General features: G+C 62.4%; 15 protein-coding genes. 8 read left to right on the top strand and 7 right to left on the bottom strand.

The window, feature by feature from the left end:
* Positions 1–184: 184 nt before the first annotated feature.
* Together LCM4573_RS02525 and LCM4573_RS02520 are read left to right on the top strand one after the other, a co-directional pair.
* Complete coding sequence (locus LCM4573_RS02525; RefSeq protein ID WP_071004247.1) at positions 185–610, top strand: DUF983 domain-containing protein; 426 nt, start codon at positions 185–187, stop codon at positions 608–610.
* 79 nt (positions 611–689) lie between these two features.
* A complete protein-coding gene (locus LCM4573_RS02520) occupies positions 690–1,547 on the top strand; it encodes an SDR family oxidoreductase (protein ID WP_071004246.1) in 858 nt (285 codons plus the stop codon).
* Positions 1,548–1,589: 42 nt separating this feature from the next.
* On the opposite strand, the gene LCM4573_RS02515 is transcribed toward LCM4573_RS02520, so the two are convergent.
* From LCM4573_RS02515 to treZ, 4 genes are all read right to left on the bottom strand, one after another.
* Positions 1,590–1,874, bottom strand: coding sequence for a hypothetical protein (locus LCM4573_RS02515; protein WP_071004245.1), 285 nt, complete (start codon positions 1,872–1,874; stop codon positions 1,590–1,592).
* Entirely contained in the window at positions 1,871–3,208 is a 1,338-nt protein-coding gene (locus tag LCM4573_RS02510) for an NAD(P)/FAD-dependent oxidoreductase (RefSeq protein WP_071004244.1), read from the bottom strand. The genes LCM4573_RS02515 and LCM4573_RS02510 overlap by 4 nt, the downstream gene beginning before the upstream one ends.
* 435 nt (positions 3,209–3,643) lie before the next feature.
* Positions 3,644–6,175: a malto-oligosyltrehalose synthase gene (treY, locus tag LCM4573_RS02500; RefSeq protein WP_071004242.1), complete on the bottom strand. Its 2,532-nt coding sequence runs from the start codon at positions 6,173–6,175 to the stop codon at positions 3,644–3,646.
* The gene (gene treZ, locus LCM4573_RS02495) at positions 6,172–7,989 is read right to left on the bottom strand and encodes a malto-oligosyltrehalose trehalohydrolase (RefSeq protein WP_244505209.1); all 1,818 of its coding nucleotides are present in this window, start codon (positions 7,987–7,989) and stop codon (positions 6,172–6,174) included. Before treZ ends, treY begins: the two co-directional genes overlap by 4 nt.
* Before the next feature lie 254 nt (positions 7,990–8,243).
* Between treZ and LCM4573_RS02490 the strand changes: the two genes are divergently transcribed.
* From LCM4573_RS02490 to lpdA, 4 genes are all read left to right on the top strand, one after another.
* Positions 8,244–9,476, top strand: coding sequence for a 3-methyl-2-oxobutanoate dehydrogenase (2-methylpropanoyl-transferring) subunit alpha (locus LCM4573_RS02490; RefSeq protein WP_071004241.1), 1,233 nt, complete (start codon positions 8,244–8,246; stop codon positions 9,474–9,476).
* Positions 9,477–9,759: 283 nt separating this feature from the next.
* Positions 9,760–10,773, top strand: coding sequence for an alpha-ketoacid dehydrogenase subunit beta (locus LCM4573_RS02485; RefSeq protein ID WP_071004240.1), 1,014 nt, complete (start codon positions 9,760–9,762; stop codon positions 10,771–10,773).
* A 3-nt stretch (positions 10,774–10,776) separates the two neighbouring features.
* Entirely contained in the window at positions 10,777–12,075 is a 1,299-nt protein-coding gene (locus LCM4573_RS02480) for a dihydrolipoamide acetyltransferase family protein (protein WP_071004239.1), read from the top strand.
* Positions 12,076–12,189: 114 nt separating this feature from the next.
* Complete coding sequence (lpdA, locus tag LCM4573_RS02475) at positions 12,190–13,587, top strand: dihydrolipoyl dehydrogenase (RefSeq protein ID WP_071004238.1); 1,398 nt, start codon at positions 12,190–12,192, stop codon at positions 13,585–13,587.
* Between the two features lie 142 nt (positions 13,588–13,729).
* Here the strand turns inward: lpdA and LCM4573_RS02470 are convergent, their stop codons facing one another.
* From LCM4573_RS02470 to LCM4573_RS02460, 3 genes are all read right to left on the bottom strand, one after another.
* Positions 13,730–14,506, bottom strand: a complete 777-nt coding sequence (locus tag LCM4573_RS02470; RefSeq protein ID WP_083347279.1) for a metallophosphoesterase — start codon at positions 14,504–14,506, stop codon at positions 13,730–13,732.
* A complete protein-coding gene (locus tag LCM4573_RS02465; protein WP_071005140.1) occupies positions 14,503–15,282 on the bottom strand; it encodes a nucleotidyltransferase family protein in 780 nt (259 codons plus the stop codon). Before LCM4573_RS02465 ends, LCM4573_RS02470 begins: the two co-directional genes overlap by 4 nt.
* Positions 15,283–15,474: 192 nt before the next feature.
* On the bottom strand, positions 15,475–15,726 hold the full coding sequence (locus LCM4573_RS02460) for a hypothetical protein (protein WP_131818927.1): 252 nt from the start codon (positions 15,724–15,726) through the stop codon (positions 15,475–15,477).
* A gap of 149 nt (positions 15,727–15,875) precedes the next feature.
* Here LCM4573_RS02460 and LCM4573_RS02455 point away from each other — a divergent pair, with 149 nt between their 5' ends.
* Positions 15,876–16,064, top strand: a complete 189-nt coding sequence (locus LCM4573_RS02455; RefSeq protein WP_071004236.1) for a DUF3008 family protein — start codon at positions 15,876–15,878, stop codon at positions 16,062–16,064.
* A gap of 73 nt (positions 16,065–16,137) precedes the next feature.
* Complete coding sequence (locus LCM4573_RS02450; protein WP_071004235.1) at positions 16,138–17,247, top strand: flavodoxin family protein; 1,110 nt, start codon at positions 16,138–16,140, stop codon at positions 17,245–17,247.
* Positions 17,248–17,254 lie beyond the last annotated feature (7 nt).

The raw sequence follows: 17,254 nt of genomic DNA, 5'->3' as shown, positions 1-17,254 counted from the left end.
CAAACGATGTACAGGGTTTGAACGGAGGGCGGTTAAAATGGTTCCAGGAAGTAGTTCCAGTGGGGAACCGGCGCGCCGCGGGCGCGGCAGAGTGAAGCATGGCCATGGAACCGCTTGCCGCCGAGGAGGATTGAGCGATATCGCGGGCATGAATTTATAACGTCGGGCACGAAAGGCGGACGTCATGGCAGATGAAGCGAAATGGGCGCCGCTCTCGCCCTACAGCACCGGCATGCGAGGACGCTGCCCGCGCTGTGGCCAGGGACATCTTTTCGACGGCTTCCTAAAGCTGCGCCCCCGGTGCGAAGCCTGCGGGCTCGACTATTCCTTCGCCGATCCCGCCGATGGGCCGGCCTTCTTCGTGCTGTGCTTCGCCTGCGTGCCGAGTATGGCGCTCGCGGTATGGCTGGAGCTGGCGTTTCAGCCGCCTTTCTGGGTTCATCTGCTGATCTCGGTGCCGTTCATGCTGGCGACCTGCATCCTGCCCTTGAGACCCTTGAAAGGATGGCTGGTGGCGAGCCAGTATTTCTACAAGGCCGAGCAGGGCAAGCTCGATCTCGGCCCGAAGGCCGCCGGCGACGAGACGCGTCCTCCGGCAAACCGTAGCTGACGGGAGCAGCGACCCGGCTGGAACATTCCCCGGTGCGAGAGGGTTGGTAAGCCATCCGTCAACACAGGAGGATGCCGCCATGGCGAACTATCCCAGCCCGCCCTTTCCCGAACAGCAGCAGCCGATGCCGGGCTTTACCGGTCGGATGGACCCGGTGCCGGACCACGGCGAGCTTTCCTATCGCGGATCGGGCAGGCTTGCCGGCAAGAAGGCGGTAATCACCGGCGGCGACAGCGGCATCGGTCGGGCGGTCGCGATCGCCTATGCGCGCGAGGGCGCGGATCTGCTGATCTCCTATCTTGATGAGGATGAGGACGCCGAGGATACCAAGCGTGTGGTCGAGGAGGCGGGCCGCAAGGCGGTGCTCGTACGGGGTGACATCCAAGACCCGGCCCATTGCCGCGCGATCGTTGACAAGGCCGTGAAGGAACTCGGCGGCATCGATGTCCTCGTCAACAACGCGGCCCATCAGGCGACATTCAAGTCGATCGGGGATATCAGCGACGAGGAGTGGGAGCTGACCTTCAAGGTGAACATCCATGCGATGTTCTATCTCACCAAGGCCGCCGTGCCGCACATGAAGCCCGGAGCCGCGATCATCAATACGGCGTCGATCAATTCCGACACTCCGAACCCGACGCTGCTTGCCTATGCGACCACCAAAGGCGCCATCCAGAACTTCACGGCGGGGCTTGCGCAGCTCCTGGCGGAGAAGGGCATCCGCGCCAATGCGGTCGCTCCCGGACCGATCTGGACGCCGCTCATCCCTTCCACAATGCCGGAAGACACGGTTACCAATTTCGGCAAGCAGGTGCCGATGAAGAGGCCGGGCCAGCCGGCGGAACTCGCAACCGCCTATGTGATGCTGGCTGATCCGCTGTCGAGCTACGTGTCCGGAGCGACCATCGCGGTCACTGGCGGGAAGCCGATCCTCTGAGACGAAATGGGTTCGCCGGCGTGAAAAAACCTTGCGCCGCCGTTACGTCCGCCGGCCGATTTCCCTCGCCAGAGGTTCGAACTGACAGTCGCCGCCCTTTTCCGCCATTTCGTTGGCGAGCATCAGGAAGCGTATCGGGAAGGCGACTGCCTTCTGGTGCGAGGCGGAGATGGTCAGTTGTCCGGCATCGGAAAGGACGGTCTGCTCCGCGCCCTGCAGCGCATGGTGAATATCCTGATGGGTGGCGAGCCCCTTTGCCACCAGCAGGCGGTTGATGGCGGCGACCGCGAGATAAAGGCCTTCGAGCTGCGGGTTTGCTGTGTTCATGTCTCGGTCCTTTGCGTGGAAGACGGCACGAAGGATGCGGCGTTTTCATCGATCAGACGGGCGCCGCGCTGGCGGCTGACATAGCGCCAGGCCCATTGAGTGCTGACGAGCAGGCGTTTTTCGAAATTGACCAGCAGATAGACGTGGACGAGCGCCCACAGATACCAGGCGATCCTTCCCTTGAGCCGCCAGGTTCCGAAGTCGAAGATCGCCGCCTTGTGGCCGACGACGGCAGTATTGCCGCGGTTGTTGAAGCGGAAGGGTGGACTGTCCTTCCGCTCGAGGAGCTTGCGCCGCAAAGCCTTGCCTATATAGCCTCCCTGCTGCTTGGCGACCTGGGCGAGCGCCGGCAGGGGCTTGCCGTCGTCGCTCAGGCCGAGGGCGGTATCGCCGATCGCATAGATTTCCGGGTGACCGGCAATGGATAGGTCGGGCTCGACGGGAATGCGCCCGCCAGCCTTCCCCTCTATGCCGAGCCAGCTCGCCGCAGGTGAGGCCTTCACGCCGGCGCCCCATATGACGCAGCCTGTGCGGATGCGGTGTGGACCGGCGAGCACCTCATCCTTCGCGATGGATTCGACGGGCGTGTTGGTCATTATCTCCACGCCCATTCCTTCAAGGGAACGCTGCGCATAATTCATAAGCCCTTCCGGAAAGGCAGAGAGAATACGCGGCCCGGCTTCGATCAGCAGAACCCGCAGATGGTCCGGCTCCAGCTTGCGGAAATCGCGCGTGATCATGAAGCGGCCCAGCTCGGCAATGGCACCGGCCATTTCGACACCGGTCGGGCCGCCGCCGATAATGACGCTGGTCAGAAGCGCCTTCTTCTCCTCCGGATCCTGGCTGAGTTCGGCCTTTTCGAAGGCGAGAAGCAAGCGTTGCCGGATCAGCCGCGCCTCGTGGATGGTCTTCAGCCCGGGTGCGGCGGCGCGCCAGTCCTCGTGGCCGAAATAGTTGTATTCCGAGCCGGTGGCGATGATGAGCCAGTCGTAGGGCACGTCGGCGCCGTAATCGAGATGAACCGTCTTGGCGGCGGTATCTATGCCCGTCACCTCGGCCAGCATGACCTTGATGTTGCGGAAGCGGCCGAGGGTGCGCCGGATAGGCTCGGAAATATCGGCCGGTGAAAGGGCGGCGGTCGCGACCTGATAGAGCAGCGGCTGAAAGAGATTGTGGTTGCGGCGGTCGATGACCGTGACGTCGATATTGGTATTGCCGAGCTCTCGGGCTGCGGCGAGCCCGCCGAAGCCCGCCCCGACGATCACTACCCGCGGGGCGCCGGTCTTTTCGTCCGGTTTATCGAGTGTCTCGATGGTCGCGATCTCGCCAGTCATCCTGTCCCCGCGTCGAGCACGGCATCGCCCGTGATGCCCTTTCAACATTCCACTCTGGCTAAAAGTTCCGTTCACCTCAAGCCCGGAACCTTTCGTTGGCCCCGCCGTTCATTCCCACAACAGGCAAGGAGAGAGAGATGAACAGTATCGTCTGGTTGGTTGGCGCGATCGTCATCGTCATTGCGATCCTGAACCTGGTCGGCTTCGCATGAGGCCGAAACCCGTAGGTGCCAGGTCCGTCGCCCACGAACCTTTTGGATAGAAAGGAGGCAGCCATGAACAGCATCATCTGGCTCGTCGGAGCCGTGGTTATCGTTCTCGCAGTTCTGTCGTTGCTTGGCTTCGGCTGATAGGCTGGCTGCCAGAGGAGGAAGATGGGGCGCCGGTTCCTCGATCGGCGCCTTTTTCATTCTGAATTCCCGTTTCATTTTGAATTTACTGGGCGGCGAGGATGGCGAATGGGTGCTGGCTGAAGGCAAGACCGATGGTGATCGGCACTGCGGCGGCAAATTCCTCGCCTGTGAATATCTCCCGGTAAGATCGGATCGTAAGCTGCGGAGGAAGCRCAATCTGCGTATCCGCCCAATAGCCGGGTTGCGGCAAACCCTCATGAAAGGCCGCAAAGATCAAATGGGGAAGGATCACGATCAGCGCGTCCGTTTCGTCCGCTCTCGCGAATGCGACGATGTTTGCCTCCCGCGCTCCGGATGGCCGCAGGGGCAGGTAAGCTCCCTCCAGGAAGAGCCGCGATTTCTCCTGTCGGAACCGCAGTAGCGTCGCAATGACATGCTGCTTGAGCCTGCCGTTTCGCCAATCGTCTTCCTCGGCGAAGCCTGGTGCGTCGTTCGCCGTCAACCAGGTTTCCAATCTCCGAAAATCCGGTTCGCGACGGTTGTCCGGATCGACGAGGCTGAAGTCCAGCCCTTCGCTTCCCTGATAGATATCCGGTACGCCGGGTGCGGTGAGCTTGATGATAGCCTGGCCGAGGCTATTCACAAGGCCGGCACGGATGAAGGGCTGCAGCGTGCCGGCGAAATCCGCAAGAAAAACCTTCGAGGTGAAAAGTCCCTGAGCGTAGCCGGTCACCACCTGCTCATATTCCGGATCGATATCGTTCCAGCTCGTACGCAGCTTTCCCTCGCGCAGGGCCTTTTCGACATAGGCGAGGAAGCGCTCCTCAAGTGCTTGCAATTGCTCGGATTCATCCATCGGCAGGTCCGCTGGCCAGACGCCGGCAAGCGCCTGATAGAGCATCCATTCCGTTTCCGGCTCGGGAGCGGGACCGCCCTTCATCTCCCGCACGAGATGCCGGTTCATGCCGCGCCATCGCTCTACGGCCTTGGCCCAGACCTCCGGTGCTTCGCTGATGGCATAGAGACGCGCGCGGGCGTCCTCTCCGCGCTTGGTGTCGTGCGTGGAGGTTGCCGAAAATGCATACGGCACTCGTTCCCGCGTGGTCTCCATGCGGCGGTGGAAGTGTTCGAGGCCGGAGGATCTGGGAAGCGGCTCGCTTCCCACCTCGTTCAGCGCCAGCAGCCGATGGTGGCGGAAGAAGAGCGTGTCTTCCACCGATTTCGCCATCAGCGGGCCGGTCAATTGCTGAAACCGGGTGCGGAAGAGAGCGGCCTTTCCGGCAAGCGGAGGCTCGACGTCGCCGATCAAAATGCGCTCCAGGAAGGCGAGCGCGTTACGGCAAGTGGTGATCGAGCGGGTCCTGACGCGATCCAGGACCTTCGCAAGCAGCTTGCGATCGGCCGGCGAGAGGCCGGCCTTCGTGCCATAGGTGCGATAGACGGGAAAGGCGACCAGAAGCTCGCGCAATGCAGTTTCCAAACTATCCTCGGCAAGCGGCGCTTCCCAGTCCTCTGCCCGCTGGATCTGTACGGCCATGCGCAGCAAAGAGGCAAATTCCCCGGCAAAATTGTGGTTCACCATCAGCAGTTTGGCTTGGYGAAGCTCCTCCGCCACATCAATGGACCGCCCTGCGGTGTGGGCATAGGCATCCGTCAGCTTTCCGGCCTTGCGGGTATCTACGAAAACATTGGCAAGGGCGGAAATGAATTCATATCCCGTCGCGCCGGATACCGGCCAGTCGTCGGGCAGATGTTCGCCTTCGCCGAGGATTTTTTCGACCGCGATATAGGTATCCGGCCCCACCTCGTGCCGCAGCCGTTCGAGATAGGCCTTGGGATCGGCAAGGCCGTCCACATGGTCGATGCGCAGGCCATCGACACGGCCGGTGCGGACGAGTTCCAGCACGGTGTGGTGCATGTCGTCGAACACGCGGCCATCCTCCACCCGCATGCCCACGAGGCCGGTGATCTCGAAGAAACGGCGATAGCTGAGTTCGCGCGGCGCATCGCGCCACGGAATGAGGCGCCAAGGCTGCAGATCGTGCAAAGCGGCGATGGCGGCGGGCGCGGTGCTCGCCAGCACTTCCGCCTCCCTGCCTTCGTAGCTCGACGGCGTCAGCGGATAGCAGGTGCCTTGATAGGCAAGCGCCGGCTTGCCCGTCCTCGGATCGGGCCTCACCGAGAGATCGCCCTTTTCCAGCACGGTTTCGAACGTCTCGGCCAGGAAGGGCAGCGTGAGCCGCCGGCTCCAGTCGATATCGAAATGGCGGGCATACGGGCTCGCCTCGCCGAATTCCAAGACACTGCGCCACCAGGGGTTTTCGAGCGAGGCGGCCATATGGTTCGGCACGATATCGAGGATGAGGCCGAGACCGGCGGCCTTCAGCGCATCCGAAAGCCGATCGAACCCATTGCGACTGCCGATGGCGGGATCGATCTCGTTCGCATCCGTCACGTCATAGCCGTGGGTCGAGCCGCCGATGGCCGAGAAGATGGGCGAGGCGTAGAGATGGCTGATGCCGAGGCGCTTCAGGTAAGGCACCAGGGCGGCCGCACGGTCGAAGGTCATACCGTTGCGAAACTGGATGCGGTAGGTGGCGAGCGGGATTTTCACGATCTGTCTCCGTCCGCTTCGAGGCGGACGAGCGTCGCGTTCGGCGGCACCGCTCCGCCATCGGCCGGTTCGCCCCATATGAGCTCACCCTTGAGGCCGGGTGCGGCGCGGGCCTCCTCACCGAGATTGAGCGCCATGTGCAGCCTGCCGGTCGGGAAGCTCCATGAGACGGCGACGAACCGGCTGGCGGTGGCGAGAATGCGGCCGCTATTGCCTGACGCCGAACCGATGAGCGGCAGGATAAACCTGCTGCGGGCGGAAAGGAGTTCGCGGGTGAATTTCAGCCACTCGCGGCCCTCGTCGCTTTCCGCCTTGCTCCAGTCGAGCCTGGAACTGAGAAAGGTCTTCTTCGCATTCGGGTCCGGAACGGTCTCTTCTCCATGGCCGTTCTGGCCCTCGAATTCCTTCTGCCTTCCTTCGCGCACGGCTTTGGCGAGATCGCCGTGGAAATCGGTGAAGAAGAGGAAAGGGGCCGTTTCGCCGTATTCCTCGCCCATGAACATGAGCGGGATGTGCGGCGAGAGGAGAAGGGTGGCCGTCAGCGCCTTCACCTTGTCCTTGCCGGCAAGGGAAAGAAGACGCTCGCCATGCGCCCGATTGCCGACCTGGTCGTGATTCTGGATGAAATCCACGAAAGCGGTCACCGGCTGCGCCGCACTCGGCACGCCGCGGGGTTTTCCGGTCCGGATCGTGACTTCGCCCTGGTAGGCGAAACCCTCGGCGAGCGCGCGTGCTGCGAGCTTTTCCGGGCTGTCGGCGAAATCGCGGTAATAGCCGTCCGTCTCGTCGGTCGCGAGCACGTGCATGGCGTTGTGGAAGTCGTCGTTCCACTCGCCCGTGAAGAGCTTCACGCGCCCTTGCTCATCCCGCTCATGGAGGAAGGTGAGATTGCGCGAATCTTCAGTGACCAAATGGATGTGGCGGTCTTCGCCGAACTCGTCGCGGACGTGTTCGGCGATCTCGACCAATATATGCTCCTCGGACGGGTCCTCGATCTGGTCGATCGCATCGAAGCGCAGCCCATCGAGGTGGAATTCTTCCAGCCAATAGAGGGCATTCTCCACGAAGAAGCGGCGCACCGGATCGTTCTCGTAGGCGATAGCCGCGCCCCAGGGCGTGTGCTTTTCGGGATGGAAGAAATCGGGAGCCAGAAGCGGCAGGAAATTTCCTTCCGGTCCGAAATGGTTATGGACGACGTCGAGCAGGACCATCAGCCCATGTCCGTGGGCGGCATCGACGAAAGCCTTGAAATCCTCCGGTGTGCCGTAAGCAGCATGCGGGGCATAGATGAGCGCGCCATCGTAACCCCAACCGCGCGCGCCGGCGAAATGGGCGACCGGCATCACTTCGATGGCGGTGATGCCGAGCGCGGCCAAGTGCGGCAGGCGCTCGATCGCCGCGCGGAAGGTGCCCTCCTGCGTAAAGGCGCCGACATGCAGTTCGTAGATCACCGCCTCTTCCCAGGGCCGACCCTGCCAGTCAAGGTTCCGCCATTGATAGGAGGTGGGGTCGATAACCAGGGACGGGCCGGTCACGCTCTCCTTCTGGCCGCGCGAGGCGGGGTCGGGAAGCGCCATTCCGCTGGGAAGCACATAGGCATATTCCGTTCCGGGCTCGATACCGGCCGCGAGCAGTTCGAACCAGCCGTCATCGCTGCGGGTCATCGGCGTTTCGCGGTCGTTGATGCGCAGATAGAGCGCTTCCTGACCGGGCGCCCATAGCCGGAAGGCGGCTTCGCCCGCGGCGACGAACTCGCAGCCCCATGTCTTCGGAAAGGCCCGGAATTCGCTGACGGTGCGTATTGCAGACATCATTGGCCAGCCCCATCGTCTCACGTGAGGGCCAAACGGCTCATGGCGGTTTGTGGTTCCATCTGCCTGAAGCGGCGATTCGGCATGCAAAAAGGGCAAAGAGGGATAGGCGAAAGAAAATTGCTCAACCGCGCAATTATTCGCAAGTAGACATCAGGCAAGCAAATTGCCGGAAAGCACAACCCGTCCTAGATTAAAAACAGGTGCTTTCGAGGAGTAAGCGCTTCATTTCATCGGTTCTTTGGGAGGAGAAACGCATGAGAGATGGACAGAGGCTCAGCCTGCATGTGCCGGAGCCGGAGGTGCGTCCGGGCGACAAGCCCGATTTTTCCAAGGTCACCATTCCAAAGGCCGGTTCGGTGCGTCGGCCAGAGGTCGATGCCGACCCGGAAACCATCCGCGATCTCGCCTTTTCCATCATCCGCGTGCTGAACCGGGAAGGGGAGGCTGTCGGCCCCTGGGCTGGCACGCTCACCACGGAGGAACTTCTGGAAGGGCTGAAGCATATGATGCTTTTGCGCGCCTTCGACGCGCGGATGCTGACGGCGCAGCGGCAGGGCAAGACCTCCTTCTACATGCAGCATCTGGGCGAAGAAGCGGTTTCCTGCGCCTTCCAGCGGGCGCTTCTTCCGGGGGACATGAATTTCCCGACCTATCGGCAAGCGGGGCTGCTGATTGCCGGCGGCTACCCGATGGTCGACATGATGAACCAGATCTATTCCAACGATGCCGACCCGCTGAAAGGGCGGCAGTTGCCGGTTCTCTATTCAGCCAGGGATCATGGTTTCTTCACCGTCTCGGGCAATCTCGCGACCCAATATATCCAGGCGGTTGGCTGGGCCATGGCATCCGCCATTAAGCAAGACACCAAGATCGCGGCCGGCTGGATCGGCGACGGCTCGACGGCCGAATCGGATTTCCACACCGCGCTGGTCTTCGCCTCCACTTACCGCGCGCCGGTCATCCTCAACGTGGTCAACAACCAATGGGCCATCTCCACTTTCCAGGGCGTGGCGCGTGGCGGTTCCGGCACCTTCGCCGCAAGAGGCCTCGGCTATGGTCTGCCTTCTCTGCGGGTGGATGGCAACGACTATCTCGCCGTGCACGCGGTCGCCAAATGGGCGGCGGAGCGGGCGCGGCAGAATATCGGCCCGACGCTGATCGAATACGTGACCTACCGCGTCGGGGCGCATTCCACCTCCGACGATCCCTCCGCCTACCGCCCCAAGGAGGAGTCGGAGGCCTGGCCGCTTGGCGATCCGGTCATCAGGCTCAAGAACCACCTGATCCGCATCGGCGCCTGGAGCGAAGAACGCCACAAACAGGCCGAGGCGGAAATTCGCGATACCGTTGTGGCCGCTCAGAAGGAGGCGGAGCGGCATGGCACGCTGCATTCCGGCGGCAGGCCCTCGATGCGCGACATGTTCGAGGGCGTCTATGCCGAAATGCCGGCGCACTTGAAGCGCCAGCGCCAGCAGGCGGGGGTGTGATTATGGTAAAGTTTGTTTTTGATTTCGGGCGGCGCCTCTTGCCGATCTCCCCCCTTGAGGGGGAGATGCCCGGCAGGGCAGAGGGGGGTATCCTCTCGTCTTACCAACCCTCTCCCTTGTCTCAACCTAGCCACCCCCCTCTGTCATCTTCGATGACATCTCCCCCTCAAGGGGGGAGATTGGAGGAGTTTGCCGCACCGCCTGCAGGCAGACGATGCCGGCAGGCCAGAAGGGGTCTTTCTTCTTCTCTTTTTGGCATCGACTTTTCCATGGAGGTCGCCCCATGCCGCGCATGACGATGATCGAGGCCATCCGCAGCGCTATCGACGTTTCGATGGGACGGGACGATAACGTGGTCGTGTTCGGAGAAGACGTCGGCTATTTCGGCGGGGTCTTCCGCTGCACACAGGGGCTCCAGCAGAAATACGGCAAGACCCGCTGCTTCGATGCGCCGATTTCCGAATCCGGCATTGTTGGCGCGGCGATCGGCATGGCGGCCTACGGGTTGAAGCCCTGTATCGAGATCCAGTTCGCCGACTACATGTATCCGGCCTATGACCAGCTCACCCAGGAGGCGGCGCGGCTGCGCTACCGCTCCAATGGCGAATTCACCTGCCCGATGGTGGTGCGCATGCCGACCGGCGGCGGCATTTTCGGCGGGCAGACGCACAGCCAGAGCCCGGAAGCGCTCTTCACCCACGTCTGCGGCCTGCAGGTGGTGGTGCCCTCCAATCCATACGACGCCAAGGGCCTGCTGATTTCGGCGATCGAGAACCCAGATCCGGTGATCTTCCTGGAGCCGAAGCGGCTCTATAACGGCCCGTTCGACGGGCACCACGACCGCCCCGTCACTTCCTGGGCCGGGCATCCGCTCGGCGAGGTGCCGGAGGACCACTATGCCGTGCCGCTCGGCAAGGCGGTGGTGCGGCGCGAGGGCTCGGCCGTCACCGTGCTCGCCTATGGAACCATGGTGCATGTGGCGCAGGCGACGGCTGAGGAGACGAGCATCGACGCCGAGGTGATCGATCTTCGGACCCTTCTGCCGCTCGATCTCGAAACCATCGTGCAATCGGTGAAGAAGACCGGGCGCTGCATGGTCGTGCACGAGGCGACGCTCACCTCCGGCTACGGTGCCGAACTGGTGTCGCTGGTGCAGGAGCACTGCTTCTTCCACCTGGAGGCGCCGGTCATCCGCGTCGCCGGCTGGGATACGCCTTACCCGCATGCGCAGGAATGGGATTATTTTCCGGGGCCGGCACGTGTGGGGCAGGCTCTTCGCGAAATGATGGAGGCCTGAGATATGGCTGAGAAAATCATCAAGCTGCCGGATGTCGGCGAAGGCGTGGCGGAAGCCGAACTCGTGGAGTGGCACGTCAACGTCGGTGACATCGTGCGCGAGGACATGGTTCTCGCCGCGGTCATGACCGGCAAGGCGACGGTCGAAATCCCCTCGCCGGTGGAAGGGGAGGTCACCTTCCGTCATGGTGAGATCGGCGATGTGATCGCAACCGGCACCGTGATCCTCAAGATCAGGACTTCGGGCGAGGCCGGAGAGGAGGGGGCGGAGCTTCCCTCGGCGGAATTGGCGCCGAAGGCCGAGCCGGAAAGAACATCTCCTCCGCCGGTGGAAAAGCCGAAGCCGGCAGCGGAGATCATTCCGCCCAGGCCGGTAGCAGGCGGAGCGGTGAAAAGCGCGAATGGCGGGCAAGCTGCGCCGCGGGCGGAGGGCGAAAGGCCTCTGGCGCCGCCGGCGGTCCGCCTGCGGGCGAAGGAAGCAGGCATCGATCTCAGACAGGTGCCGGGCAGCGGCCCCGCAGGCCGCATCACCCATGAGGATATCGACGCCTTCCTGAGCCGCGAGGGCGGCGCAGGTATCGCCCCCGGCTTGCAGCCCAACAAGAAGATCGAGGAGATCAAGGTCGTCGGCCTGCGACGCCGCATCGCCGAGAAGATGGCGCTCGCCAAGTCGCGCATCCCCCATATCACCTATGTGGAGGAGGTGGACATGACGGCACTGGAGGAGCTTCGCGGCCGCCTCAACGGCAATCTGAAACCGGGAAAGCCGAAGCTCACCATCCTGCCTTTCCTGATGCGTGCCATGGTGAAGGCGATTGCCGAACAGCCGGCCATCAACGCCCATTACGACGACGAAGCCGGCATTGTCCGCCAATATGGCGGCGTGCATATCGGCATTGCGGCACAGACGTCGGCCGGCCTCATGGTGCCCGTCGTGYGACATGCGGAGGCGCGCGATATCTTCGATTGCGCCCGCGAGGTGAGCCGCCTCAGCGATGCCRCCAAGAACGGCACGGCGCTGCGCGAGGAGCTTTCCGGCTCCACCATCACCATCAGCTCGCTCGGTGCCATGGGCGGTATCGTCTCTACGCCGGTCATCAACCATCCGGAAGTGGCGATCATCGGCGTCAACAAGATGGCAATCCGGCCCCACTGGGATGGAACGCAGTTCGTGCCGCGCAAGATGATGAACCTTTCGTCCAGCTTCGATCACCGGGTGATCGACGGCTGGGATGCGGCGACCTTCGTTCAGCGTCTCAAGGCGCTTCTGGAAACGCCTGCGCTGATCTTCGTCAGCGAATAGGCCCGAAAATCGGTTCCGATTTTCGGAAAGCACTATTCGCTGATTCAAAAGGTAGAGCGTCCTTTGTGCATCCGGAGGATGCACGGCGCTCTATGAATGAGGTGAGAGAATAAGATGAAGGAAATCACCTGCAAGCTCCTCGTCATCGGTGCCGGTCCGGGCGGTTACGTATGCGCCATCCGGGCCGGCCAGCTCGGGGTCGATACGGTCATCGTGGAAATGGCCAAGCCCGGCGGCACCTGCCTCAACATCGGCTGCATTCCCTCCAAGGCGATCATCCATGCGGCGGATGATTACGCACGGACTGTGGCCATGGCCGCCGGCCGGACCGCCATGGGTATCAAGGCGGAAAGCCCGTCGATCGATCTGGCGAAGACCATGGCCTGGAAGGACGGCATCACCGGCCGCCTGACCATGGGGGTTACGAACCTCTTGAAGAAGGCGGGTGTGAAGATCGTCATGGGCCGCGCGAAGTTCCGCGATGGCAAGACCGTGGAGGTGGAAACCGAAACCGGCCAGCAGGTCATCCGGGCTGAAAACATCGTGATCGCCACCGGTTCGGCGCCGGTCGAACTGCCGGCATTGCCTTTCGGCGGCAGGGTGATCTCGTCCACGGAGGCGCTGTCGCTCAGGGAGGTGCCGCAGAGGCTGGCGGTGGTCGGCGCCGGCTATATCGGCCTCGAACTCGGCATCGCCTTTGCCAAGCTCGGCGCGAAGGTGACGATCGTGGAGGCGCTCGACCGCATCCTGCCGCTTTATGATGCGCAGCTCACCCAGCCGGTCGCCAGGCGGCTTGCCGCCCTCGGCATCGAGGTTTTTACGGGCACGAAAGTGAAGGGGCTGTCTTCCAATGGAGAAGCCCTGCTGGCCGAGAACGGAGATGGGCAGGAAAAACGCATCGCGGCCGACAAGGTGCTTGTGACCGTGGGGCGCAAGCCGGTCACCGAAGGCTGGGGCCGCGAGGAGCTGGAACTCGATCTGGACGGCCGGTTCCTTAAGATCGACGATCAGTGCCGTACCTCCATGCGGGGCATTTACGCGATCGGCGACGTGACCGGCGAGCCGATGTTGGCGCACAGGGCCATGGCGCAGGGCGAGATGGTGGCGGAAATCGTCGCGGGCAATCGCCGGAGCTGGGATAAGCGGGCGATCCCCGCCGTCTGCTTCACCGATCCCGAAATCGTCTCGGTGGGGCTCTCGCCGGAGGCGGCGAGGGAGGATGGCCGCGAGGTCAAGATCGGTCAGTTCCCGTTCACCGCCAATGGTCGCGCCATGACGCTGGGCTCCGAGGACGGTTTCGTGCGCGTCGTGGCGCGGGCGGATAACCATCTGGTTCTCGGCATCCAGGCCGTGGGTGCCGGCGTTTCGGAACTTTCTGCGGCCTTCTCGCTGGCCATCGAGATGGGCGCGCGGCTGGAGGACATCGCCGGTACGATCCATGCGCATCCGACCCAATCGGAGGCATTTGCCGAGGCGGCGCTGAAGAGTTTGGGGCACGCGTTGCATATGTGACCCCCCTCATCCGGTCCTTTGGACCACCTTCTCCCTGAGGGGAGAAGGTAGGAGCATGCCGCACCGTCGCCGCTCTCCTCTTCCCTTGGGGAGAGGGCCGCCGAGCGAAGCGGAGGCGGGGTGAGGGGGCGTTAAGCGACAGCTACAACTCGATCAGCGCATAGGGCTTGCCGGTCGGTTTCTCCACATGCGAGGCGACGTTGTAGACGGGTGCTCCGCCAGGCGTCTTGCCGGCATATTTGCCGCGATGAGCATGGCCGTGCACCACGGCCGATACGGGGAACCGATCGATGGTTTCGGCAAGCCGCGAGGAACCTAGAAAGCAGTAGATTTCCTTGGGTTCGCCCTCCACCGTCTCGACGATCGGCGCGTAATGCAGAACCACCATGGCGCGCTCGGAGCGCACCTGCCGGAGCGCGTTTTCAAGTCGCATGGTCTCTTCGACGCTTTCCGCCACCATGGCCTTGATGGCCGGTTCGCCGAAGGACCCCAGCATGTGGCGGCCGAAGCCGCCGGCGAAACCCTTCACGCCGGCAAAGCCGACGCCGTTGATTTCCACGGCCTGTCCTTCGAGAAGGTGCATGCCGGCATCCTTGATGATCGCCGTCACTTCATCGACATGGCCGCATTCGTAATCGTGGTTGCCGAGCACGCCCACCACGGGGATCGAGCAGGAGCGCAGATCGGCGGCAAGCATTTCCGCCTCCTTCGGCTTGCCGAGATCGGTGAGATCGCCGGTCAGAACGAGAATGTCGGCGGCCTGCGAGATTTCGCTGAAGAGCTCCTTGTAGGAATTGCCGCCATGTTCCTTGATATGCAGGTCGCCCATGGCGGCGATCTTCAGCTTTCCGTTAGCCTTTTTCGTTCCGCTCGCTTCCGGTTTAGCGGTTTCGCTCTTGGTTTCCGTGGGGTTCTTCATGCGAGCGTTCCTTCCAGGTCTTCACGCAGGTCACCCTCGCCGCCGACATCGGCAAAACCCCATTCCTTCACGTCGATCTCGAAATCCACCCGGCTGAACATGCGGCCGCGGCATATCTTCATCTGCGGCAGGGGCAATTCGCGCTGTGCTTTCAGGCGGTCGAGGAGTTCGTCGAGCAGCCAGTCGGGCACCTTGTCGCGCTCGGTCGGGTAGATCCAGCGGAAGTTCAGGAGGTGGATGAGAAGCACTTCCCAATGCACTTCCATGTGGTTGAGCAGCCGCTCCCAGTCAATCTGGTCGTGCGCGCGCAAGATCATGTGCACCACGTCTCCGCCGTCATAGCGATGGCGAAGCTGCACGAAGCATTTCGACCAGATGAGCTCGGTCGGTGCGATAATGCGCACCTTGTGCCCGTTCATGTCGATCTGACGGGCGTTTTCGAACCAGGCGTCGCTGATCGGCATGGTGCCGTTGGAGCCGGCGAAGATCACGTCGAAGAAGTGGCGGCCCCGCTTGACCTTGCCGAGCCACCGGTCGTCCTCCACCTCGATCTCGTAGCCCTTCTCCTTGAAGTGGGCGAGGATGCGGGCGTAATCGCCCGCCTTGCAGAAGATATCGAGATCCTTGGTCTGCCGGGTGATGCCCGTATAGGCGCTGATCGCGAAAGTGCCGGCGAGCAGGAAGGGGATGTGGCAATTGGCCAAGTCCTCCACAGCCTGGGCCACGAAGGCCTCGGCTTCCGCGTCGATGAGGGTCGGCGCGGCCTTCACCTCCATGCCGGGCATGGTATCCACCGGATGCGTTACGCTCTCCCGAGGCAGGTTCTGTGCTGCGTTGACTTCGGCATTCATCGGCAATCTCCGAAACTTTGGCTCCGAAACTCTGGTCCGCGCAGATGAACACCTTGGGAAGGTCGGAGGTTCCGTGCCCGGCCGATTCCCTTTGACGCGAGGAAAGCCCAACGGCCTTCAATCCTTCGGGTTGTCGGCATTCGTCATCGGGCTTGGGCGGCCGTCTGGCTGGTCTTGGTCTTCCCGCTGATCCCGCTCATCGAGATCGGCCTCGACAAGATAGGTATCGCCGCCACCGAGTTCGGAAGCTTCCTTCTGCGCCTGGTGATTGGTCATGTCCGTCTGCGCGTGAAGCTCATCGTCCACCCGCTGACGATCCTTCTGCTCGAAGCGATTGTTCTCGCGATCATCGTTTGCCTTGCGTTCCATGATCCCATGCCTTTCTTCGGTTTCCTGCCGCGTTCCGGTGACCGCGACTATCACCAGAACCTTCCGCACTGGCGTGTGGTTCCGGCCATCCCGGAACCATCTGGCCGCTCGCCTGTTGGAATCCCTGCAAATTATCCGAGGAGGCAGACATGCCAGCGAAATCCAAGGCACAGCAGAAGGCGGCCGGTGCTGCGCTCGCCGCCAAACGCGGCGATATCAAGAAGAGCGAGCTCAAGGGCGCTTCGAAAGGCATGGAGAAATCCATGAGCGAAAAGGAGCTGCACGACATGGCTTCGACCAAGCGCAAGGGCAAGCCGGAACACAGCGCTCATCATTGAGCGCAGCCGGAACCTTCATGAAAGGGCGAGCGTTACGAAGGCGCTCGCCCTTTCCGTGTTCCAGGACTTAGCCATGCCCGCAAATTCAGGCGAAACGCCGCAAGTTCATGACCTCGAACCTCGCAAGGGAAGTCCGAGCCCCCGCCTCGACGAAGCCGAGTTCAAGCGCCGCTTTCTCAACCAGTTTCAGGACAAGGCCTATGATCCGCTCTCAGCGGAACTCGGGCGGATCGCGGATGCCGCCTGGGATGCCTACTACAATTCCCGCAAGAGCCCGAAGACCCGCAAAGCGGGTCCGGAATTCGCCGATCCCGATTACGATCTTGCCATCGACTGGCTAAATGCCCGCGATGCCATTCAGGCGGCCACGGCTCGACACGAGGATGCGAACGGACCTCGCCGTTTCCTTCTTGTCAGTGGTTCGTCGCGCAGCGAGCACACCTGTCCCGGCGAACTTTCGAAGACCTACCGCCTGGTGAAAGTGGCGGAGGAGGTCTTCAGACAGTCTGAGAACGTTTCGGTCGAAGTGCTTGATTTGAGCCGGCTTGCTTCCGAATATGGACGCCATATCCACCCCTGCAAGGCCTGTTTTTCAACTTCTCCGGCGCTCTGTCACTGGCCCTGTTCCTGCTACCCGAATCATTCGCTCGGGCAGGTGCACGACTGGATGAACGAGATCTATCCGCTCTGGGTGGAGGCGCACGGCATCATGGTCATCACCCCGGTCAACTGGTACCAGGTTTCCTCGCCGGTGAAGCTGATGATGGATCGGCTCGTCTGCGCCGACGGCGGCAATCCCGATCCCACGACCACGCATGGCAAGCATGCCAAGGAAGCCAAGGAAATCGAGATGCGCGGTTGGGATTATCCCCGGCATCTCGAAGGGAGGCTATATTCGGTCATCAGCCATGGAGACGTCGAAGGCGCGGAAAATGCCCGCCGCAGCCTTTCCGACTGGTTGCGTTTCATGCACCTGATGCCGGCGGGACCGCTTGCGGAACTGGACCGCTATATCGGATACTGGGAACCCTATGCCACCAGCCATGAGGCGCTCGACCGCGACAAGGCGGTGCAGGACGAGGTGCGCAACGCCGCGCATACGCTGCTGGAGGCGGTATTGGCCAAACAGGCGGGGCACAAGATCGGCGCCGGTACGGGGCTGAAGGAGCCGCGTTCGAAATAAACGAGGA

Source organism: Rhizobium sp. LCM 4573 (assembly GCF_001854865.1).
Classification (GTDB): domain Bacteria; phylum Pseudomonadota; class Alphaproteobacteria; order Rhizobiales; family Rhizobiaceae; genus Neorhizobium.
Note: the sequence above shows the minus strand (reverse complement) of the source record. Positions and strands in the feature narration are given on the sequence as shown.